General features: G+C 49.6%; 18 protein-coding genes and 3 pseudogenes. 4 read left to right on the top strand and 17 right to left on the bottom strand.

Annotated elements, in window-relative coordinates; genetic code table 11:
• Positions 1–432 precede the first annotated feature (432 nt).
• From JWF83_RS02685 to JWF83_RS02735, 11 genes and pseudogenes are all read right to left on the bottom strand, one after another.
• Complete coding sequence (locus JWF83_RS02685; protein WP_413648475.1) at positions 433–1,326, bottom strand: substrate-binding domain-containing protein; 894 nt, start codon at positions 1,324–1,326, stop codon at positions 433–435.
• 343 nt (positions 1,327–1,669) lie between these two features.
• Positions 1,670–2,719 carry an HTH-type transcriptional regulator EutR gene (gene eutR / locus JWF83_RS02690; protein WP_413648477.1) on the bottom strand — a complete coding sequence of 350 codons (1,050 nt, stop codon included), beginning with the start codon at positions 2,717–2,719 and terminating at the stop codon, positions 1,670–1,672.
• Between the two features lie 286 nt (positions 2,720–3,005).
• Entirely contained in the window at positions 3,006–4,364 is a 1,359-nt protein-coding gene (locus JWF83_RS02695; RefSeq protein ID WP_413648479.1) for an aldehyde dehydrogenase family protein, read from the bottom strand.
• Between the two features lie 498 nt (positions 4,365–4,862).
• A complete protein-coding gene (locus JWF83_RS02700; RefSeq protein ID WP_413648481.1) occupies positions 4,863–6,008 on the bottom strand; it encodes an iron-containing alcohol dehydrogenase in 1,146 nt (381 codons plus the stop codon).
• A gap of 337 nt (positions 6,009–6,345) precedes the next feature.
• A complete protein-coding gene (gene pta, locus JWF83_RS02705) occupies positions 6,346–8,487 on the bottom strand; it encodes a phosphate acetyltransferase (protein WP_413648482.1) in 2,142 nt (713 codons plus the stop codon).
• A 71-nt stretch (positions 8,488–8,558) separates the two neighbouring features.
• Positions 8,559–9,755 (bottom strand): annotated as a pseudogene (locus tag JWF83_RS02710) (acetate kinase); the annotation flags it as partial.
• A 149-nt stretch (positions 9,756–9,904) separates the two neighbouring features.
• Positions 9,905–11,329, bottom strand: a complete 1,425-nt coding sequence (gene pntB, locus JWF83_RS02715) for a Re/Si-specific NAD(P)(+) transhydrogenase subunit beta (RefSeq protein ID WP_413648543.1) — start codon at positions 11,327–11,329, stop codon at positions 9,905–9,907.
• An 18-nt stretch (positions 11,330–11,347) separates the two neighbouring features.
• Positions 11,348–12,874, bottom strand: coding sequence for a Re/Si-specific NAD(P)(+) transhydrogenase subunit alpha (gene pntA, locus JWF83_RS02720; RefSeq protein ID WP_413648483.1), 1,527 nt, complete (start codon positions 12,872–12,874; stop codon positions 11,348–11,350).
• A gap of 698 nt (positions 12,875–13,572) precedes the next feature.
• Entirely contained in the window at positions 13,573–14,277 is a 705-nt protein-coding gene (locus JWF83_RS02725) for a hypothetical protein (RefSeq protein ID WP_413648484.1), read from the bottom strand.
• Between the two features lie 252 nt (positions 14,278–14,529).
• The gene (locus JWF83_RS02730; RefSeq protein WP_413648486.1) at positions 14,530–15,747 is read right to left on the bottom strand and encodes an MFS transporter; all 1,218 of its coding nucleotides are present in this window, start codon (positions 15,745–15,747) and stop codon (positions 14,530–14,532) included.
• A gap of 73 nt (positions 15,748–15,820) precedes the next feature.
• Positions 15,821–16,540 (bottom strand): helix-turn-helix transcriptional regulator, encoded by a 720-nt coding sequence (locus JWF83_RS02735; RefSeq protein ID WP_413648488.1) that lies wholly within the window; start codon positions 16,538–16,540, stop codon positions 15,821–15,823.
• A gap of 633 nt (positions 16,541–17,173) precedes the next feature.
• Here JWF83_RS02735 and JWF83_RS02740 point away from each other — a divergent pair.
• Positions 17,174–17,305, top strand: a pseudogene (locus JWF83_RS02740) (conjugal transfer protein); the annotation flags it as partial.
• Between the two features lie 239 nt (positions 17,306–17,544).
• On the opposite strand, the gene JWF83_RS02745 reads toward JWF83_RS02740, so the two are convergent.
• A complete protein-coding gene (locus tag JWF83_RS02745) occupies positions 17,545–17,814 on the bottom strand; it encodes a type II toxin-antitoxin system RelE/ParE family toxin (RefSeq protein WP_413648490.1) in 270 nt (89 codons plus the stop codon).
• On the bottom strand, positions 17,804–17,995 hold the full coding sequence (locus JWF83_RS02750) for a stability determinant (RefSeq protein ID WP_413648491.1): 192 nt from the start codon (positions 17,993–17,995) through the stop codon (positions 17,804–17,806). The genes JWF83_RS02745 and JWF83_RS02750 overlap by 11 nt, the downstream gene beginning before the upstream one ends.
• 277 nt (positions 17,996–18,272) lie before the next feature.
• Between JWF83_RS02750 and JWF83_RS02755 the strand changes: the two genes are divergently transcribed.
• Together JWF83_RS02755 and JWF83_RS02760 are read left to right on the top strand one after the other, a co-directional pair.
• A complete protein-coding gene (locus tag JWF83_RS02755) occupies positions 18,273–18,581 on the top strand; it encodes an RAQPRD family integrative conjugative element protein (RefSeq protein WP_413648493.1) in 309 nt (102 codons plus the stop codon).
• Positions 18,581–18,739, top strand: coding sequence for a TIGR03758 family integrating conjugative element protein (locus JWF83_RS02760; protein ID WP_413648494.1), 159 nt, complete (start codon positions 18,581–18,583; stop codon positions 18,737–18,739). The genes JWF83_RS02755 and JWF83_RS02760 overlap by 1 nt, the downstream gene beginning before the upstream one ends.
• A gap of 216 nt (positions 18,740–18,955) precedes the next feature.
• On the opposite strand, the gene JWF83_RS02765 is transcribed toward JWF83_RS02760, so the two are convergent.
• A complete protein-coding gene (locus tag JWF83_RS02765; protein WP_413648496.1) occupies positions 18,956–19,915 on the bottom strand; it encodes a hypothetical protein in 960 nt (319 codons plus the stop codon).
• A gap of 21 nt (positions 19,916–19,936) precedes the next feature.
• Between JWF83_RS02765 and JWF83_RS02770 the strand changes: the two are divergent.
• A pseudogene (locus tag JWF83_RS02770) lies at positions 19,937–20,263 on the top strand (site-specific integrase); the annotation flags it as partial.
• Between the two features lie 60 nt (positions 20,264–20,323).
• Here JWF83_RS02770 and JWF83_RS02775 read toward each other — a convergent pair.
• The 3 genes from JWF83_RS02775 to JWF83_RS02785 are packed head-to-tail and all read right to left on the bottom strand — an operon-like array spanning position 20,324 to position 23,280.
• Positions 20,324–21,286, bottom strand: a complete 963-nt coding sequence (locus tag JWF83_RS02775) for an aldo/keto reductase (protein ID WP_413648498.1) — start codon at positions 21,284–21,286, stop codon at positions 20,324–20,326.
• 37 nt (positions 21,287–21,323) lie between these two features.
• Entirely contained in the window at positions 21,324–22,067 is a 744-nt protein-coding gene (locus JWF83_RS02780) for an SDR family oxidoreductase (protein WP_413648500.1), read from the bottom strand.
• 19 nt (positions 22,068–22,086) lie between these two features.
• Positions 22,087–23,280, bottom strand: coding sequence for an MFS transporter (locus JWF83_RS02785; RefSeq protein WP_413648502.1), 1,194 nt, complete (start codon positions 23,278–23,280; stop codon positions 22,087–22,089).
• Between the last annotated feature and the right edge of the window lie 42 nt (positions 23,281–23,322).

Below are 23,322 nucleotides of genomic sequence, written 5' to 3' on the forward strand. Positions count from 1 at the left end.
CTGAAACCCTGTAGGGGAGCCATTTATGGCTCCCGTGCTGCGTGATACCCCGGGCGGAATAAATCCCGCCCCTACGGTTCGGGGGTTATCTGAAACCCTGTAGGGGAGCCATTTATGGCTCCCGTGTTGTGTGATACCCCGGGCGGAATAAATCCCGCCCCTACGGTTCGGGGGTTATCTGAAACCCTGTAGGGGAGCCATTTATGGCTCCCGTGTTGCGTGATATCCCGGGCGGAATAAATCCCGCCCCTACGGTTCGGGGGTTATCTGAAACCCTGTAGGGGAGCCATTTATGGCTCCCGTGCTGCGTGATACCCCGGGCGGAATAAATCCCGCCCCTGCGGTTATCTGAAACCCTGCAGCTCACGCATTCCCTTATGCCAGCAAGGGTTACGGTCATTATCCTTAACCACCAATAACAGTTTCAACCTGTCAGTGACGGCTGGCGCATCCACATTTCGCCATCTCTCCCTGCACTTCTTTCGCCAGATGGGAGTGCCGGAGCCGTAGCTCTCCCTGCCGCCATGCGCCATGGTTATCAGAGCGGTTCTCCAGCAGTCGGTTTAGCGCCTCCGTAACCTGTAAATCGCAGCGCGGCGCCCAACTGGTCAGATGCCAGCCCGGTGAGCCCGCCTCATCCACGTCATCAAAGCCGACCACCCCGATATGCGTGCCCTGACCAAAGTCACGGATTGCCTGCATTGCGCCAAATGCCAGCACGTCACTTTCACAGAACAGAGCATTAATGCGCTCCGATGCCCGCGCCTGCTTCAGGTAGGCCATCATGACCTGATACGCCAGCTGGCGATCGTCGCCGCCCGCGGCCAGTACTTTATCCAGCCTCTTCTCCGCCGCATCCAGACTGGCGGTATAACCTTCCATCTGCCGCAGATGCGTCGGGGATCTGTGCTGGCCTTGCATATAGCCAAAGCGCTGATACCCCTGCGACAGCAGCAACCGTCCAATCTCCACGCCGGCAGCGTAGCCATCAACGCTGACGATTTCGCTATCGGCGAGGCTGCCAGACAGATGAATCGCCGGAACACCAGGTAACGCTTCGGTGGCGATCAACAGCTCATCACTGAAAAGAGTGGCAAGGAAAATCAGCCCGTCGACCTGCAACTGCCTGGCTTTCTGCAGCACCGACTGATAGCTGTGGCGTGAATCAACATTCAGTAGCAGTGTTAAATAGCCACGCGCATTCAGTTGTCGCGTCAGCTGATTCAGCATTTTCACAGTATACGGGTTACTGAATTCGTCGCCGATTACGCCGATAATATGGGCCTCAGATGCCGGTATCTGCTGCTGTATGCTGTCCTTTATCATATGGTATTCCCGTATTCGATCCTGACTGGAGGGGTGAACTAAGCAATAACAAAATAGAGCAATCCACAGCATCCCGACAGCTTGCCATCGCGGATATGTGGCGCATCTCCGTTTTCAGGCGGCCAATCGCGCTGAGAAGGGTAACAGTCGGTCACTGGTAAACATTCGCTTCAGAGCATTACAGCGTGCCGGGGGGAATCGCACGATGGATAGTGAAGATGCTGAAAAGACGCCGACACCGCAACCTGTATGGTTGACGGAGACGGGCGATGAAAAAAATTAACGATGCCAGTGGCGATGCTACTTGCCGGAGCATCTGAGTGGCTACTCCCCAGGGGCTGTTTTACATTGGCCGACCAGGCAGTGAATCCATGGCGATGCACGAATTCATCATTAAGGCGCTGCGGGTGCTGCGCGCTGGCTGATGCCGCATACGCAGAGTGGCCGACGGTTTTTCATTGAATAACAATTGATAATCGGTGGCGAACTGACTTAAATGCCAGAAACCCCAGTACATGGCGGCGTCTGTAACGTTACGACAGCGAGAAAAAGGGTTAATGAGTTCGCGATGCACCGCGTTAAGCCGGATCATCTTCAGCCAGGAGTTAGGACCAACGCCAACGACCTCGCAAAAAGCATTCTGTAACGTCCGGCGGCTGACATACAGTTCGCGACACAGATCCAGAACCGTCACCGGCTCTGAAGTCCGGTCAAGCACGTATTCTCTGGCGAGCGTTACCAACCGACGGTAGCCAATTTGTTTGCCGGTGGTTTGTGAAGGTAGCGGATGCGCATTTTCCAGCAGACTCAGTAGCGCCATGAGCAGATTGTGATTGAGTACTTTGCCCGCGTTGCCGCGCTGGATGGGGTTTGCATCGGCGCCATCGTACCAGAGCACCTGATGCATTAAAGAACATAACGCCGCTTTCTTATCAGGATCCACCACCAGGGCTGATGGTTGCGTCAATAGCCGCAGGATCTGCCCCTGATCTACCAGCATATCGGTATTCTGAAACAGCGAATCATACGGGATCACCATGCCGAGGATCGCGTACTCATCAGGGGTACTCAGTTCAAATTCCTCGCCGCCAGCACTGACTGCGAGGCGGTGCGCATCAATAGGCTGGGAACCGATAAATCCGATAGCGCCCTCTGTGGTGGGGATGCCCAGCCAGAACGATCCCGGTTGCACCATACAGGACTGGCGTAACGCCAGATTCGTGTATTCACGGCATAGCTGAATATCGTCTAACAGGATCTCCGTCAATTCTCCCTGGAAATGTCCGGGATGGATTTGATCATATAGCTGATGCCAGGCGGTAATGGTGCAGGATTGCTCATACACATCCTGGGTATAATAGTGATGTACATTGCCATCTTTGGGTAACGACATTAGTTTTATCTCCTGGAAAGTGATTCATGGCCTTAAGACGATGCAGTAGCGGGGGTTTTCTTTTCATTGTATGACTCCCCGACGCCAGCCTTAGCGATATACCACACCACATTGTCAATCCAGAAATGACGGCACGTAATACTGCTACTCTATCTCATTCGCCGGCAACCTGACGTGACGCCGACGATACTGATCATCATTACGTCATACTTGCCGGATTTATCGGGAGTTGACTGCCGCAACTCAGTGAGCTGACGCGCCGCAATGGCGGTCAGCGCATTTCTCATTACACGATGCGGAACATACCCACCATGACACAACGGCGCAGGCGGACAAACGTACGCGCGGAAGTTACCCCTTCACCGGTCGGCGTCGAGATGGTCATCGACGTCCAGCCTTCGCCGCCCAGCCCAAGACCAGCGATACAGGAACCATTCTTCACGAAGATGCTGGTATCCATGGCGTTTGCCATTTGATTCATATTGTTGATATTGGTGGAATGCAGCGCCGCAGTATGATGACGCCCGCCTTCCAGCTTCACTGCCAGCTTAATCGCTTCCGTCACGTCTTTTACCCGCACCACCGGTAATACCGGCATCATCATCTCGGTGACGGCGAACGGATGCGACGCGTCGGTTTCCGCCAATAGCAGGCGGGTCTGTTCGTTAACTTTCAGGCCGATAGTCGCCGCAATTTTCGCCGCATCGCGGCCAACCCAGTCACGGCTGACGGTTCCTTTGCCGCTGTCATCAATATCCGACAATAACACTGGCAGCAGTTGCTTAACCTGCGCATCGTCGAGTAATACGGCATGTACGCGCTGCATCTCCGCCAGCAGTGCGTCAGCCACGCTATCAACCACAATCAACACTTTTTCATCGGCGCAGATGATGTTGTTATCGAAAGAGGCCCCTTGTACGATAGCGCGGGCGGCATTCCAGATATTCGCCGTTTCATCCACTACTACCGGCGGGTTACCGGAGCCGGCCGCGATAAGCCGTTTATCGGTGGACTTACGTGCGGCTTCCACTACCGCTTCGCCGCCGGTGACCACCAGCAGGCCGATGCCAGGATATTTAAACAGGCGCTGTGCGGTTTCAATATTAGGGTTTTCCACGGTAACCAGCAGGTTTTCCGGCCCGCCAGCGGCCACAATTGCATTGTTCAGTAAACTGATAGCATATTGAGAAACGGCTTTCGCTGACGGATGAGGTGCGAAGACCACACTATTGCCGCCGGCAATCATGCTGATGGCATTATTGATAATGGTTGCCGCAGGATTAGTTGAAGGTGTTACCGAAGCCACTACGCCCCAGGGCGCGTTCTCAATCAGGGCCAGTCCGTTATCGCCGGTCAGTACTTCAGCCGACAGACATTCCATGCCCGGCGTACCACGCGCCTGTGACACATTCTTGGCGTATTTGTCGGCTACGCGGCCCATACCCGTTTCGGCAACCGCCATCTCGGCAAGTATCTGCGCATAGTGTTCACCGGCCTGGCGAATAGCTTCGATCACCCTTTGACGCAACGCTACGCTGGTGAGTAGCTTTTGTGCTTGCGTCGCGGCATACACCGCATCGTCCAGCGAGGCGAACACACCGGCCTGCGTCATCTGTACTGCTTGTTCAGTTTCTAGCTGTTCCATCTTCACTGTCCTCATATGGCATTATACAAACCGGCTAAGGCCAGGCGCCGCCAAAGGCATTATTGGTTGCCGGTTATTACGCTAGGGGAAATGGTTTACAACGCTTCGACCTGGTCGGGAAAATGGACTTGCCCGGACAAGTTGAAATAATATGATTTGTTTCCATTTCACCGTTGCTGTCGTTTCGCAGACTATTCTGACAAGGTGTGGTAAAAGGAAATAACAAATTTCGGCAACAGCAATCAAAGAGTGAAATGGATCACTTAAATAATATATTTAAACCTCCATCTTATGCTGAGTGATTTTTACTATTTCATAACAATGTAATTACAAGAGGTAAATTTGGCTTTGTGACGTTTAGCGAAACGCACTGCCTTTTTTCTCGGGTAAATGAAGAGGGGTTTTAATTGTAATTATTGATTTTTGACGCGGGCGGCGGGGATTACGGGGCGGTAAATTAACGCCCCGTTTTAATTTATTGACTAAAATTCAGGCTGATTACTTGCCATAATAACTTTGCTGATAAAGTTGTTTGATATTTCCTACCTCAGGATGACCTGGGTTAGTTAATGTACAAGGATCGTCATAAGCATTTTTGCTCATCCTTTCCAGCACGCTATTGAATTTTTCCTCTTCGATAACCACTTCGCGACACTCTTTTAAGGTCAGCGGGATATCCAGTCGCCGATTAAGATCCTGGATAGCGACTATCAAATCTTTTATTCTCAGTTTTTCTTCCAGTAAGCGATATTTATTAGTGGACAGGCGATTATATTGAATAATATATGGCAGCATAATCGCATTGGCCAGTCCGTGGGTAATATCAAACTCACCCCCGATTTTATGCGCCATGGAATGTACCAGACCAAGTGAAGCGTTACTAAAAGCAATGCCGGCCATGGCCGAGGCGTTATGCATATTATAGCGGGCGGTAATATTATCAGGCTGTAGATAGGCAGTTTCAAGGTTTTCAAACACTAAATGAATGGCTTCTATGGCATAGGGATCGGTAAAACAGGTGGCGGCGGTGGAAACATAGGCTTCGATAGCATGCGTCAGTACATCCATCCCGGTATTGGCGGTGATATGCGGCGGCATTTTCGCTGGAATACAGGGATCGAGAATAGCGATATCCGGCACCATATCCGCCGCGACGATGGGATATTTAATATGGCTTTTGGTATCAGTGATCACTGAAAAAGAAGTAATCTCAGAAGCGCTGCCGCTGGTCGAAGGGATTGCCACAAAGCGAGCCTTGGTGCGTAGCTGCGGCATGGCGCCTACCGGCAGAAGATCTTCGAAGCTCAAGTGCGGGTGTTCATAAAAACACCACATGACCTTGGCCGCATCCAGTGCCGACCCTCCACCGATAGCGACTATCCAGTCCGGTTCGAAGGCCAGCATCGCTTCAGCGCCTTTGCGCACGGTTTCGACCGAGGGATTGGGTTCGACATTATCAATAATGATGCATTCGAAATTGGCCTGTTTTAACAGATCCGCGGCGCGCTTTAAAAAGCCAAAGCGTTTCATCGAACTTCCGCCGGTCACCAGCGCGGCTCTTTTACCGGTTAATTTCGATAAATGATCCAGCGCATTTTCGCCATAAACTATATTACGCGGCAGGGAAAAATTTGAGATTGTCATGATAACTCCTTAAGTATAAAAATAATCGAAAAATTATCCGCATCTTCCCGCCGGTCCGTATTCCGTATTAACAATTTCCGTGCAATTAGCCCGATTCCCGCGTCTGCCATCGATTAAGCTTTTTCCCGGCATCGCCGGGAAGGCAGTGTTTTCAGCATGAGAATGGCTAATGCATCCGGTTCGGTAATATCCGCCAGCAGGTTTTGGCATAAACAGGCGGTACAGTCGCCAGAAAATCACGGCACTGACCGCGTCGGGGTTTCAGACATGTGAACTACGCAAAATAAGCATTTTTAATCTTCTCAGGTTAAATAAATTAACCTTATATTCTGGTTGCTTATGGGTTTTGCGCTGCCTGAATTGCCGTTAGTGCAATGGTATAAACAATATCGTCTACCAGTGCCCCACGTGATAAATCATTCACCGGCCGGCGAATGCCCTGCAGCATTGGCCCGATGGACACCAAATCCGCCGAGCGCTGCACGGCTTTATAGGTTGTATTGCCGGTATTCAAATCCGGAAAGATAAATACGGTTGCCCGACCGGCTACCGGTGAATTCGGCGCTTTGGAGCGGGCAACATCGGCCATAATGGCGGCATCGTATTGCAGCGGACCATCGATCAACAGATCTGGTCGTCTGGCCTGTACCAGGCGAGTGGCTGCGCGCACCTTATCCACATCGCTGCCGCTACCTGATGTGCCGGTAGAATAGGAGATCATCGCTACCCGGGGCTCAATGCCGAACGCCGCTGCCGAATCCGCAGACTGAATGGCAATCTCCGCCAGCTGTTCGGCGCTCGGATCCGGATTGATGGCGCAGTCGCCATACACCAGTACCTGGTCCGGCAGCAGCATAAAAAATACTGAGGAAACCAGTGAGCACCCCGGCGCGGTTTTAATCAGCTGCAGCGCCGGACGAAGCGTATTGGCCGTGGTATGGACGGCGCCGGAAACCAGCCCGTCGACCCGGTTCTCCGCCAGCATAAGGGTTGCCAGCATCACATTATCTTCCAGCTGTTCCCGCGCCACCACTTCGGTCATGCCTTTGTTCCTGCGTAACATCACCAGCTGCGCCACATATTTCTCACGCTCCAGGGCCGGATCGATAATGTCGATGCCATCCCCCAGCACCACGCCCTGGGCTGCGGCAATCCGCATAATTTCATTGGGGTTGCCCAATAATACACAGCGTGCAATGCCGCGCGCTGCACAGATAGCGGCCGCTTTTACCGTGCGCGGCTCTTCCCCTTCGGGCATAACAATACGTTTAGCGGCCTGTCGCGCCCGTTCGGTCAGCTGATAACGGAACGCCGGGGGGGACAGGCGGCGCGGATTTTCGGAACTGGCGGCCAGTGAATCGATCCAGCGGGTGCTGATATGATCGGCGATATAGTTCTGTATTTGTTCTATCCGCTGATAATCGTCCGCCGGCACTTCCGGACTAAAATTTTGCAGGCTGAGTGAGGTCTGCCAGGTATGGCTATCCACCATAAACACCGGTAACCCGGTCTGAAATGCCCGTTTACACAGTGCGATGACGTGTGGGTTAATTTCCCCGCCGCCGGTCAGCAAAATGGCGCCAATCCCGATGCCGCTCATTGCCGCAAGACAGATGGCGATAAACACATCCGGGCGGTCGGTGGGGGTAACCAGCAGTGAACCCGGGAGGGGATGTTTTAACAGATGCGGCAGGGTACCCGCGCAGAAGGTGATGGAGGTGATCCGACGCGAGCGGATCTCGCCTTCATTGATGATACGGGCGCCCAGATGTTGTGCCATATCGAATGCGCGAGTCGCGGTCAGCCCGACGTTCCAGGGGATACAGCCCAGCAGCGGTAGGCGGCTCTCGCCATCCGGCGAAATACCACGGATAGCGCTGACGTCGCTGCGTTTCATATTGGCAAACAGTTCCGATAAATCAGCACGGATGCGCCCCTGCTCATCTATCGGCTCGTTCAGTTTGTTAAGGATAACGCCGATGATATTTTGGTTCTTACCGCCGGCAAAGCTGGCGCGCGCCAGTTCAATCCGCTCTTTTAACTGCACCGGTAAATCGTCGTCCGGGGACATCACAAAAACGATTTCCGCGTTTAATGTCCGGGCTATCTGCTCGTTCAGCGCGTGAGTAAACTGCTGGTGACGGGTTGGCACCAAACCTTCCACCAGCACCACGTCCGCCCCGCGGGTCTGAGCATAAAAGCCAGAAACGATCTCTTCCAGCAGTAGATCCTGTTGGCTGGCGCCAAGCAGTGCTTCGACATGGCTCATGGTTAGCGATTTCGCGCTGAGAAGAGCGGATCCGGCGTGCAGAAGTTCGGCACTCCGGTCGGGGGGGGCAATATCGGAACGCGGCTGGGCAATGGGTTTAAACACGCTCAGGCGTACGCCTTTCCGCTCAATGGCGCGAATAACTCCGAGAGTGACGCTTGTCAGCCCGACGCCGGGGCCGGCAGGAACCAGCATTATAGTACGGGACACGATTAACCCCCTTTTACATTGCTTATCAGTCGGGAATCGCTTGCTACCGGGGCACTGTTCGCTGCCTGACAGGTCAGGCGGGCGGCGTCCTGGGCAATTACCCATTCTTCATTGGTTGGGATCACCAGCGCAGGGCGGCTATCCTGCTGGCAAATATTACCGGCATGACCAAAGCGGGCGGCGAGATTACGTTGTTTGTCGAGGGTAAAACCCAGCAGGCCCAGCTTGCCAAGCGTTAACTCACGCATTAAAGCGGCGTTTTCGCCAATACCGCCGGTGAACACCAGCGCATCCAGCCGGTCTTCCATCAGTGCCGTATAGGAGGCGATATATTTCGCCAGACGATGACAATAAATATCCATTGCGCGTTTGGCCTCCGGCTGACTGGCATAATTCTCTTCCACATAGCGAAAATCGCTGGTCAGCGCGGTGATACCTAACAGGCCGGACTCTTTGGTCAATAGTGTGTTGATCTGCCCGACACTAAAACCCAGCACATCATGCAGGTGAAAAATAATGGCCGGATCGATATCGCCACAGCGGGTCCCCATCACCAAACCTTCCAGGGGCGTCAGACCCATGGAAGTATCCACACACTGGCCGTTGCGTATCGCGCTTATCGACCCCCCGTTACCCAGATGGCAGGTGATCACATTCAGCTGATGTAGCGGCTTGCTGAGCATTCTGGCCGCCTGCTGGCTGACAAAATAGTGGCTGGTGCCGTGTGCGCCATAACGGCGGATGTGATGGTCTTCATACAGGCGCCATGGTAAGGCATACAGGTAAGCGGCTTCCGGCATCGTCTGGTGGAATGCCGTATCAAAAACGGCCACATTTTTATTTGCCAGTTGAGGAAAACATTCCAGCGCCGCATTGATACCCATCAGATGCGCCGGGTTATGCAATGGCGCGTAAGGGATGGCCGCTGTTATCCCCTGTAACACATCATCATTAATGACCATGGACCGGGTAAACCGTTCACCACCATGCACGATACGGTGACCAATGGCGGTTAATTGCTCTGACAACCCCGGCTGCGGCGCCAGTATGGTTGCGACGATAAACCCTAAGGCTTCGCTATGGGCACTGCCCGCTTTTAGCGCCGCTTCCTGTTTTTCTCCGGCGATTTTCCATTTGATGCCGGCGTTTGCCAGATGAAAGTTCTCCGCTAATCCCGAGAGATATTCCTGACCGCTGGCAGGGTCGAGAATGGCGAATTTTAATGAAGAGCTGCCGCAGTTTAAAACCAAAACTCGTTGGTTACTCATAACCTTACCTGCTAATTTATGTGAAAAATTAACCAGCTTCTTATCGCCGCTGCCGGCTACCACGCTGGTTCAGGCCGATCGCATCCGGGTAACACTTACCGCGGTGTTACCTGCGGCGATAAAAAGGCCTCAGGCTACCGCGGCATGTTTTACAAATACTTGAGGATCGCTTCCACGCTGGCTTTGGCGTCGCCGAACAGCATCTGCGAGTTCTCTTTAAAAAACAGCGGGTTTTGCACGCCGGCATAACCGGTGTTCATTGAGCGTTTGAAGACCACCACGTTCTGCGCCTTCCAGACTTCCAACACCGGCATACCGGCAATCGGACTGTGGGGATCTTCCTGGGCCGCCGGATTTACCGTATCGTTTGCGCCGATGACCAGCACCGTATCGGTGTCGGCGAAATCGTCGTTGATTTCATCCAGCTCCAGTACCACATCGTAAGGAACCCTGGCTTCCGCCAGCAGTACGTTCATATGCCCGGGCAGGCGTCCGGCTACCGGATGGATACCGAAGCGGACTTTTACGCCGCGCTCGCGTAATTTTTTGGTCATATCCGCGACCGGATATTGAGCCTGCGCTACCGCCATCCCGTAGCCGGGGGTGATGATTACCGAAGCGGAGTTTTTCAACAGCTCGGCCGTCTCCTCGGCGCTAATTTCACGAGATTCTCCGGTTTCCTCCGCCGCGGCTGACGCTGCGCCGTCGGTGCCAAATCCGCCTGCGATAACGCTGATAAACGAGCGGTTCATGGCTTTGCACATGATATAGGAGAGAATGGCGCCCGATGAGCCAACCAGCGCGCCGGTGACAATCAGCAGATCGTTATTGAGCATAAAACCTGCCGCTGCCGCCGCCCATCCTGAGTAGGAGTTGAGCATCGAGATCACCACCGGCATATCGGCCCCGCCGATGGACGCCACCAGATGCCAGCCGAACGCCAGCGCAATCAGAGTCATCAGCAGCAACGCCAGCAGTGGCGACCCGATGGCTGGCGCCAGACTATCCGGCAAACTGACGATGCCCGGATTGAGAAAAACGCCCAGCAGCAATAAAGAGAGCAGCAGCGCCAGCACATTCAGCTTGTGCCGTTGTGGTAATTTCAGCGGTTTGGACGAAAAGATGCCGCGCAGTTTGCCAAAGGCCACAATCGAGCCGGTAAAGGTTATCGCGCCGATAAAAATGCCGAGGAACACTTCGGTCAAATGAATATTGACCATCACGGCATCAATACTGGCCTCGTGGTGGAGATAACTGTTGTAACCCACCAATACCGCCGCCAGGCCGACAAAACTATGCAACATCGCCACCAGTTCGGGCATGCCGGTCATTTCAACCTTTTTGGCCAGCCAGACGCCAATTGCTCCGCCGATCGCCATCGCCGTCACGATCCGCGCCATCATCCCGGCGCTGGCGCCCAATCCGGCCACGGTGGCCAGCAAGGCGAGCGCCATACCGATAATGCCGAAAAAATTTCCCCGCATGGACGTCTCATGTTGCGACAGTCCCGCCAGACTGAAAATAAACAGGATGGCTGCGACAATATAGGCCGCAGTGACCAACCCCTCCGAAATCTGGACCATGATTTTCCCTTAGCCTTTACGGAACATTTTCAGCATGCGCTGAGTGACGGTGAATCCACCGAAAATATTGATGCTGGCAACCAGCACCGCGATAAATGACAGCGCACCGACCCAACCGCCGAACCCAATCTGCAACAGTGCTCCCACTACGATAATTCCTGAAATGGCATTGGTGACCGACATAAGCGGCGTATGCAGCGCGTGGCTGACGTTCCACACCACGTAGTTACCGACCACGCAGGCCAGCGCAAACACGGTAAAATGCGACAGGAACGCTTGCGGCGCGACATTAGCCAGCCGGCCAAATAGCGCTATTGCCACCGCCAGTACCAGGTATTTTTTCCAGCACGCGACCGGTTTGGCTGGTGGTTTCGCCAGGGAGGGAGGGGCGGATTTTGCCGGTTGCGCCGAAACTTTAATGGGCGGCGCCGGCCAGGTGACCTCGCCGAGTTTCACCACCGTCACGCCACGGATCACCGCATCATCGAAATCGATAGTGATGTCGCCGTTTTTCTCTTTGCATAGTAGTTTGAGCAGATTAACCAGATTGGTGCCGTAGAGCTGTGAGGACTGGGTCGGCAGGCGGCTGGGTAAATCGGTATAGCCGATAATCCGCACGCCGTTTGGGCTCACCGTTACCTGGTTCGCCACCGTGAGTTCACAGTTACCGCCATTCTGCGCCGCGAGGTCGACAATCACGCTGCCCGGCTTCATTGAGTAAACCATCTCGCTGGTGATCAGGCGTGGCGCCGGTTTCCCCGGGATAAGCGCCGTGGTGACGATAATATCCACTTCCCGCGCCTGCGCGGCAAACAGTGCCATTTCGGCCGCGATAAACGCCGGCGACATGACTTTGGCGTAACCGTCGCCGCTACCGGCCTCTTCTTCAAGATGCAGTTCGAGGAATTCAGCCCCCATGCTCTGCACCTGCTCTTTCACTTCCGGGCGAGTATCAAAAGCCCGAACGATAGCCCCGAGGCTACCGGCAGCGCCAATCGCTGCCAGTCCGGCCACGCCGGCGCCGATAATCATCACTTTCGCCGGGGGAACTTTGCCCGCAGCGGTGATCTGCCCGGTGAAAAAACGCCCGAATTCATGGGCCGCTTCAATAATGGCGCGATAACCGGCAATATTGGCCATGGAGCTCAGGGCATCCATGGATTGCGCGCGCGAAATACGCGGTACCGAGTCCATAGCCAGAACGTTGATCTGACGTATAGCCAGTTTTTTTAATAAATTGGGGTTCTGTGCCGGCCAGATAAAACAGATCAGCGAACTCCCGGATCGCATCAGTGCTATTTCATCATCGCCTGGCGCATTAACGGCAAGGATCACATCCGCCAGCCAGACTTCAAGACCGTCAACCACGGTCGCGCCAGCCGCCTGATAGGCCGCATCAGCAAAACTCGCTTTGAGTCCGGCGTCTTGTTCAATAACCACAGAAAAACCAAGCGTCAACAGCTGTTCCACCGTTTTCGGTGTGGCCGCGACGCGCGCCTCATTTGCTAATCGTTCTTTCGGTATCCCGATTTTCATATCCATCCTCATCACCAAAAAAATTGCTTTCCCTCAGAAAAAAGATGTCTCGTACAACTAACCGCCTTGTGTAACCCGGGTAAATAACCGAGACCTGAAACAGAAAATAAACTGGAAATCATTCTGGCAAGCGGTGGTAAAAGGAAATAACAAATTTCGGCAACAGCAATAAAAGGGTGAAGTGGATCACCTAAATATATAATAAAATATTATCAGCAGGGCTATAGGGGGTGGTTACAGCGAGATATCTGTTACTGGCTGGCTTAAGTGAAATTTACGTAAGGAACTTCAGTAGCGCGGCATTGCAGCGGAGAAATAAAATTGAGTCATGCCGCACAACTGGCGAAGTGATGATACAAGCCAGTATTGACATATGGAGTTTGCAATAAATTAAACATGATGTAACGTAACTGTTGCATAATTGCGACCTGAGCATCAGTAGTGCCGTTCCTCTGTTGCTGGAGTAGATTGCCCTCTCCCCGGGTTTACCAAACGATATGCACAGTTATAATATTACTGTGGAAATTTATTTTTTTGAGAGGGGAGGGATAATGATGATTAATATCGAAAAGATTCTTCCGCAATTAAGTATGGCTCTAATTGCGGAAGGAGTATAAAACATCAGGAAAATAACAGTGTTCGGAATAACAGAAGGATGCTGGAAGCGGGTAGGGTATTAACACGCCTGTTTGTGCTTATTAAACCGGAGCATGTTCATTGAGAAACATAGGATCACCATTATTTTCACCTATTTTATTTAATATCGAATGCATATCTTTGCGTGTGCAACCAAATTGCCAGCATACCAGAATTCGTTTGTCGCCAGGATATGCTTTGTATGATTGTGTCCGGTGTATGGTGGACGTTCCATCAAAAAGAATGGCTTCTCCTTCTTTATATTTATGTATTGATGCAAGTTTATCATAGTTATCGTAATCATCCCGATGTGCTGAAGTTGTCTCAAGCCCACCAAAATATGTTTGAAAAGGAAATAATGGAGTCAGCATGGTGCCACTTTCATTTCTTTTTAGATGCTCATGAAAGAAGTCAGAGTGCCATCTGCCCGTAGGGTAACTCCCGATGGTTTCGATTATATTAGCTTGCACAACACGCATGGTAATTTTATTACTACCAATAATATCTCTGCTTAGGGCAAGCTCACATCCATCCAGAACATTTCTAAATATATTTAAGGCGTCTGGTGATTTTGCAAAATACCATCGCATTCTAACATCATGAAATTCTTCGCTATAGTCTTCGTGTGATTTAATTCCAATATCTATTTCAGGTGGTAAGTTTTCATCCAGAATATTAAAATGAAGTTTTCTGATTGGGTCTAATTCATCGAAAGAGAATGCAAGCTTAGTCACACCTTTTTCCAGGAATTCTTTTTTCTTAGACATGAATGCTCCTTTTTAAAAGGCCCTTATTCAGGGCCTTAGTCAGGTTATTAAGCTACAGAGATATTGCGAAAGGCCTCTGCCGCCATACGCGCCGGTTTGGTCTCAGCTGCCAATTTATTTGTATTCATGAGATTTTGCATTTATCATTCCTTTAATCTGATTAAAAATCAGTGCATTAGCACTCCTTTATCCAATAACTTGCTTATGGGCAAGTTGCTGAATTAGATCAACAAATGTTTTTATCGGGCGTTATTAATTAATTGATTTTCTGGCAAAAAACATTGCAATAAAAATAGTTACTATCCCAATGGAGAATAGATATATAGGTGAGGAACTGTAAATTAATGTTCCAAGAACAGGGCCTATTACATAACCAAATGCTGAAGCACCAAAAAGAAATCCGGCTACACCACCTTGCTCTTCTTTACTAACAGCTAAAGATGCTGATGATTGCATGGCGGGTATCATCATGCCAAAGCCAGCACCTAATAGACCTGCTGAAAAATAGGAGGTAACAATATGTTCCCTGGAGAATATTAATAATAAAAAACCCAGCATTGTTAACGCAGATCCTATGTGTAATAGTTTTTTTGTATCTGGCTTCATAATTTGTATATAAAAAAGTTGAATAAGGATCATCATTAAAGCCATCAAAGATACCGTAATTCCAGTTTGTTTGATAGCAATGTCCTCTTTTAGAGAATATACATCTTGTATATAAAATGATATAGTTTGCTGAAATGCTGAAAAAGCCATGTAGGTGCAAGATATTCCAATAAATACAGGAAAAACACGGCGATCAGTAATTTTTATAGCATTTTTTTTCTTGGTTTTTTCTTTTTCTCTTTTTGTCTCAGGTTTAAGAATAAAATATCCTGCAAGTGTGCCGAAAAAAGCCATTCCTGCAGCGATATATAACGGAAGTGCTATTGATACGGAGCCGAGTGATGATCCCAATAATGGACCAATGACTGCACCAATGCTATATGCTGAAGCGATAAGTGCCATGCCTGGACCCCGTTCTATTTTTGATGTTGTTTCAGAAATATAAGTCATTGCAGCAGGATGTATACCTGCGGTCAGTGCGCCAGTCAGACATCTAATCAAAAGCAGCATTAAGAATGCTGTAGTTGCAGAAATAATATGGTTAAGACAAAATTTCAATGCCAACGCGAGCGACAAAGTGCCGACGGCGTAAAAAATCATACCGGATAGATAAGCATTACGACTTCCTACTCTAAAAATTATTTTCCCCCACAAACCTGAGCATAATGTTATTATTAAGGCGGCCGTTGTTACAATTATACCTACGCCAAATTCAGATATGCCGATAATACGACTGGCTGGACCTAATATAGTATACAGAAGTGTCTGTCCTATACCGACACATACCAGACCTATTACCAGTGTGATATGGTGTACTAACCTAATGGCAGGCTGTTGCGTCCTTGCAATATGTGATGAATTCATTGGCTCAAGGTTCCTTCCTTAAGTATGTTAATGAAACACTCTTTTCTCGGGGTAAATTGCATAACAAGTGCGGTTAGTTTTCGGAAATGTCTTCTTTATAATCATTTTTAAAACCAATTATTTTGCTAGATAGCATTCGCTTAGGCAAGTAACGATGTAACTCCTTAGATTCACAAAATCGCCTGAAATCATCAATATGATTAACGCCCGCCTTAAAGTACATCTGTCCTAAACGGTTTTCAATCGTCCTGGACGACAGGCATAATATATTACCAATGTCTTTACTGTTCATTCCCTGTAGCCTGAAGAATATGATTTCGCACTCTTTTTCAGTAAAGAATTCATCAGGTTTAGTCAGGAGTAAAGAACCCGGCAACCTCCCTTTAATGAAATCATTCGGAGTAAATACCTCCAGATACCTGATAGTACCTGACATACCGATGCATTCATTTGCTTCGTTGTAGAAAGGCATCTTCTTTGAAATATAAGGGCAATCAACAGCCCCCGGATGAACCTCCAGCAGAGAAATTTTCTCCTGTGTACTTACAACGTGCCTGACCTGCTGTTGCCAGAGTCTGGCGCTGATCTCATTATCAAACAGGCTGGCCGATATTTCGTCGTCAAGCCTGCCTATGATTGAGTCAGGAGACCTTAGTCCAACCAGTTTTGCCAGAGCATAATTTGCATAAATAAATTTCGTGGTACCTTTTTCTCTTATAAAATAAGGTTGAGATAACTGATCTAACGCCCGTGTTAGTATTTTAGGAAGAACAATATCCGTATCGCTCATCATTTCCATCCTTTAAGTTGATAGCCGCGTACGACTGATTTCATAAAATAATTGTCATTGAAATTATTAATTCTTGACATTATTTCATCTCAGAATAGCATTAAGGTTTCGTTTAAAAGCCGGATGAAATTATACCATAGCACAGGAATTACCCGGAAGAGGAATTTAATCTGACAAGTCTGAAAATAGGGAGGTGAACACAGAGTGATTATTCCAATTCACGTAGTTTTATGATTTCAATAATGAAATAGATATCTCAAGTTTTTCATGTATGATAACAGTGGTCACTATTTCCGTGCTATACCTATCCTAATAAGTAAAAACTACTCATTTCACACGGTAAAGATCAACCTTTATTGATTTTATTGCCTCTAAGTATCGTAGGTTACAGATTGGCGGCGATATTGATTTAATTCGCCATAATATTATTGAATTTAACGTTAAAATAAGAGGCTTATCGGCAAGAGGTTATGATTTTGCGTAATAAATCAGGCGATACATTTTCATGGTTTCCCCCGTTTTTATCACCATTAACTTAGCATCAATATTATGAATAACGTTTATATATTTCAATTATTGTTACCATTTGTTATGCACGGATTTGTTCTTGTCAGCTGAGTTCTGATAACTCATTGAATCGAAACATTGTCGGTTCAGGCCAGTGAGAAAGATGAACTGGCGCTGGTCATGAAACAGCTGGATCTCCTGCAGACCAGCCTGGAGCTTGTCCGCGTAGTAGCAGTTCAGGGCGGTCAGTCCGGACGGTTTTAATAAGAAGCATGGCAATTTTCAATTATTTCAAGTTATGAAATTCTCTGTATCGATGTTGTCAATTTTTTATTATGATGGCTTTCAGTTAATAGTGGATGTACCAAGGTATATTTACATTGTACAGTTTATACTTTTTATTGCTGCGATTATTTTTACATTCCTGCACTAACCCTTATAAACAAAATAAGCTTTAAGTGATATTTGTTAAATTATTTCCTATAGTGAAGGGATCAAGGTTACGGATATTCCTGACGGGCATGTAGAATGTTCAGGATTTCGATCTGGTCCAGAACCCGGTAGATCACCAGGTAGTTTGGATGGACGATGATCTCACGAGTGCCAATAACTCGGCCAGGACGGTGCATATATGGCTGTAATGGCAATAATTGCGTAGCTTGTTCTATATCATTGTGAAGCGCTGCCGCAGCATTGGGATTGCGAGTATCAATATAGTCAATAATTTCCCAGAGTGCTTCCAGCGCCTCATCACTCCAGTCAACTCGCATTATGCAGTTTCCGTTTAGCCTCCAGACGAGAGCGAATTTCAGCCATAGCCTGATCGTGCGGGATGCGTGGTTTGGTACTGTTTATCGCCTCTTCAACTTTGGCACGGAACCAGCGGTCATAGCTATCTGCCTGCTCCTGCGTTTCAAACTCTGACACGATGGGGGATAATTTGGTTGTCATGATGCTCATTCCTTATCTTGCCGATATTTTGACCATTATAACCTGTTCTGTTGTTCAGTCCAAGGCACTCGATCGGGGCAGAATAGCAAGTCCGCGCGTCTTTCTGCCCTGATCGAGTTGCCTGCCGGGGTGGCAAAGAACCCCGATGGCGCGGTCCGCGCCACTCTGTTGATCCTCAAAAGAATTTTTACAATCCCAATTCTGATTGTTTACTGCCTCGCCTCCCTGTTTTCGCCAGGCTCAGTTCTGCATTCATTACCGGTAAAAGGAGGTTCCCATGCATATAACATCCCTCCGGGCGTTGTGTCTTGCAGGCAGTCTGCTCGCAACATTGTCGGTTCAGACCAGTGAGAAAGATGAACTGGCGCTGGTTATGAAACAGCTGGATCTACTACAGACCAGCCTGGAGCTTGTCCGTGTAGTAGCAGTTCAGGGCGGTCAGTCCGGACGTTTTCATTTTGATTATCTGTGCACTGCGCAGGACATCAATACGATACGTCAGAGAATTGAGTTTTACCTCGAACCATCCCGCGCACAACCCACCATCTCGTCAGTTTCAGGGCAATACCGTCAGGAGCGCCGGTAATGAATGAAGCACAGACTGCCGCATTTAAAGCTGCTGCCAGTAACGTCGAGCCAGTTGCACTAAACATACTTTTTATCGGCTCACTGATGGCGGTACTGATGCTGTGGGCCGGGTGGGGGCTGGTGCATGTCTATCGGGGCTTTGCTGCAGGCAGATAAAGGAGCTATCGGTTCAGCGCTTTGTGGTGCGAGTGGTCATTCTTATTCTGGTCAGTCGGGGTTCTACACCGGAATCCCGGAAATTTCCGCGCTGCGAAGGCGACAACATTCGAACCGGTCTACCCAACCATTTACGCTTGTTATTAGTGCTGTTGTCCGACTGCTGCCGTGATTTTATCCGGAAAAGACCCTACAGCATGATCTCGCAACTGTTACCTATTTCTTAGCCAACCAGGGAGACGTCGTGCTCCAGAAAATGATATCTGCACCGAGATAATCTTCTGCGAATTGCACAAACTCATCCTTGCTAAATGGCTTACCCGTATTAGGGTTCCTGTAAGTCAGGGTTGGCTCCTGTACTGCCATGGCAATGAGTGCCAGCTTGCTTTGGTATTTATTGAAGAACGGATATGAGTTCTTCATTTGCGCCTTGCGTTTGGGGACGATATCCGGGCCACCAAGTCCAATATTATTGGCACTGGCAAACTCAAACAGCCGGCCCATGTAATTGTGGTCGTTGTTCCATTCGCACGGCCAGAAATTTACATATTGTACGACATGTGATTTGGTGAACACCTTTCGCGCAAAGGTAAGATTTTCCATTTCTCCTGCGAAATAGTTATCGCAGGAGAATCCTTTGGGTAGCTTTTTATTATCAAGGTCAATGGCTGTTTCGGGTAAGTTAACACCATAGACTTGACCATCGAAACGCTCTGCAATCGCTGCCAACAAAGCCTGATAACGTTGGCGCACAGCAGGATCCCATTGCCGTGCCACCCAACCCGCCCCAATCGGCTTCCCTTCGCCAGGATTATCAAACTGTGGCGATATCCCACCGCCATACCTGGCGTCATTCATCAGATAATCAGGAACGTATCGGGCATCTTGTTCGAAAAACCGGTCCTGAATTTGGATAAAGAGTTTTTTATTGGCTAGCTTGAGGTGAGCCAGATTCTTCTCGATCTGCGAAAAGTCGTATTTGTTCTTATCCGGTTCGAGTGAACGCCAATTGTAAACGATCTGCGCACTGCCAATATCGCTACGCGCCATAATGACAGACGCTGCTTCGAGGCCACCAGAGCGGGTATAGATAAAGTTTTCTGGCATTTTAGCTAATACAGGCAGCGTCGCAGCAAGCAGTGTTACCGCAACAGTAAGCCTAATGCTTATGGTCATGAGATTGTCCGTGGCGATTCAGTTAACCGTTTCCTCTGTGCAGAGAATGAAAGAGAACAACTACCTCAAATACCTATTATGCAGCCAATTAAGTCTTTTTTTAGACGCTTTTCTAAGGAATGTGGCTGCCAGGTTTCTCCGCATAGATTTCAGCATACCCTCGCGACAGAATTAATGAAGTCACCTGACCGAAACCTTCAGATGGTGAAAGGATTGTTGGGGCATCGAAGTGTTACTACAACGATGGAATATATCGATATTAATCGCAACATTACGGGTAGAACACTCGAGCGGGAACCTGGTCTCTATACCGACCTCAAGATGACCAAAGAACAATCCATTATCTGAACTTTTGGTGACTGGCCGGTCATGCCGGCCAGTCAGGCGATTTAAGCACTCATTGATCTGTTATCGATACAACCTGGCAATATCTTCGTCCGTGCGATTACCATAAATTTCAATCTGTGATAGTGCTGCCTCGATGTGCTGAAACTCAGGCGCGGTCAGTTCAACGTCTGCAGCACCAAAGTTTTCCTTAAACCGTGCCTCGCTGCGCATGCCTGGAATCGGCACAATAAAATCATTCTTATGCAGCATCCACGCCAGCGAAATCTGTGCGGCAGTGGCCTGTTTTTGACTGGCGAATTGGTTTAGCAAATCAAGTAACGGCTGATTGGCCTCGATATTTTCTTTGTTATAGCGGGTAATGCCTTTGCGCACATCATCGCCAGTGAACTGGCTTTGTACATTATGTTTACCGCTCAGAAATCCGCTGGCCAATGGAGAGAAAGGAACGAAACCGATGTTCAACTCAGCGCAAGCTGGAATAACATTCTTCTCGAACATTCTTTCCATGATGGAGTATTCACTTTGAATCGCGGTTAATGGCGTCACGGCATGCGCGCGGCGTAACTCTTGCTCCGTGGCCTGAGATTGGCCCCAACCGCGAATCTTACCGTCCTTGATAAGCTCCCCCATACATTCTGCGACTTCCTCTACCGGAATGTCTTTATTCACCCGGTGTTGATAATAGAGATCGATATAGTCGGTTTGTAACCGCTGCAATGACGCATCAAGATGCCCGGTGATAACGGCCTTAAGCGACTTATCCCGGTTATCAGGAATATGCAGTTTAGTTGCCAGGATGGCTTGCTGGCGTAGCGGTTTGAGTGCTTCACCGACAATCGATTCATTGTCACCTGCGCCATAAACTTCAGCAGTGTCAAAGAAGTTGCAACCCATTTCAAAGGCGCGGCGTATCAGGCGGACCGATTCTCCGCGCTCGGGCGCGGGACCATAGCCATGACTAAATCCCATACAGCCAAGACCGATAGCCGAAACGTTAAGTCCTCGCAATTTTCTGGATTTCATTCTAAAACCTCAATCAAATAATTTAAGACGGAAGCGCTTATTTCTCTTGTCGGGTTGGTCGAAACAATATCTCGTTAACGTCCACTTCTTCAGGCTGACTGATAGCGAATGACACCATATTGGCGAACGCGCTGGCAGGTAGCGCGAAATCGGCACTGGCTTTCAGGTTGTTCGCTATCTCTTTATCGCTAACGTGTGTCATCAATTCTGTCGCAGATGCGCCGGGCGAGATAATGGTAACGCGGATGTTATGCGGCGTGACTTCCTGGCGTAGCCCTTCCGAGAAGGCGCGCACTGCATATTTGGTTGCCGAATAAACTGACGAAGTAGGCATTACGCGATGCCCGGCAGTGGATGCAACGTTGATAAACTGGCCACTTTTACGTGATTGCATATGCGGGAGTGCCGCGGCGACGCCATACAAAACGCCCTTTAGGTTGATATCAACCATTTGCTCCCACTCTTCTACCTGAAGCTTTTCAACCAGCGAAAGTGGCATAACACCGGCGTTATTGATCATCACATCGATATGGCCAAACGTTTTGATCGTGATATCGACCAGATTCGTCACGTCGTGGCGTCTGGCAACATCCGTTGTCACGGCAATAGCATGCGAACCTGATTCGATCAGTTCCTTTGCCAGGGCATTAATACGATCGGCGCGTCGAGCGGCCAATACGATTTTTGCACCCTGGCTTGCCAGAAGGCGAGCTGTCGCTTCACCGAGGCCACTGCTGGCACCGGTAATGACAATAACTTTTCCCGTAATGTTGTTCTGCATAACGACTCCTGAAGAAGAGTTAATGGAGCGGTTGTGGGCGAACCCGGCTCATTATCAATAGCGCTGCAATAATCAGAGTGACTGCGCTGCCGATAGCTGCACCGTATGGGCCTGAGTGATCGATTAGAACGCCGCCAAGTCCTGCACCTAAGGTGATTGCAAATTGAATCGCTGCGACTTGCAATCCTCCGCCACTTTCGGTCTCATCGGAAACTGTACGTGTTACCCATGTTGACCAGGCAACAGGTACGGCACCGAACAAGAATCCCCAAAGCACCACTAAAACTGAAACGCCGATCGTCGACTGCCCGACATATACCAGTGCAACAGCCAGCAGGGCCATGACCAGGGGAACCAGTGCGAGCGTTAAACGCAGGCTGTAACGCAACATATGTCCTGCGAATGAGGTTCCGACAATGTTTGCTACGCCAAAGCAAAACAGCAGTGTTGATACGCCATTGACGCCAAAGCCTACGGCATGTTCAAGATAAGGACGTAAGTAGGTGAAGAAGGCAAAGTGCCCACCGAAGACCAGCGCCATCCCGAGGATACCCGCCCCAAATTGCGGTCTTTTCAACAAGCCGAACAGCGTCGCCAGAGTTGACTGACTGTTAGGTTTCATCTCCGGCAACACACGCCACTGCCATAGGATGCCGATCAGTCCCTGAATCGCCGTTACGCCGAATACACCTCGCCAGCCAATCAAACCACCCAACCAGGTACCAAGTGGCGCAGCAATAGCCATCGCAATCGAAACGCCGCCAAAAATGATGGAAAGCGCGCGCGGGATTTTGGTTGCTGGAACCAAACGCATTGCAATTGCAGCAGCCATCGACCAAAAGCCGCCGAGAGAAACGCCCAGTAACACTCGACCAGCAATCAGCGTGCTGTAGTGAGTTGAAAGACTGACCAGCACATTTGAGGCAATAAAAAACAGGCTAAACATCATCAGCACATGGCGACGATCGAGTCGACGCGTTGCGGCCGCGATGAACAGGCTGGCGATGGTTCCTACAACTGAAGTTGCCGTGACGGCCTGGCCTGCCATACCTTCAGTAACGTTAAGGGCGGATGCGATCGGTGTCAGAAGGCTAATGGGCAGTAACTCCGCTGTAACCAGACATATCACGCTAAATGAAAGTGAAAATATCGCACTCCATTGCGCCTTTGTTGAGGCTTCCTGAGTTTCTTCTATGACTGAGGTTTGGCTCATAAATAACATCTCTGGTGATTTCAACAACGACAAACGATGCAG

Source organism: Pantoea sp. B65 (assembly GCF_047308185.1).
Taxonomy (GTDB): Bacteria; Pseudomonadota; Gammaproteobacteria; order Enterobacterales; family Enterobacteriaceae; genus Erwinia.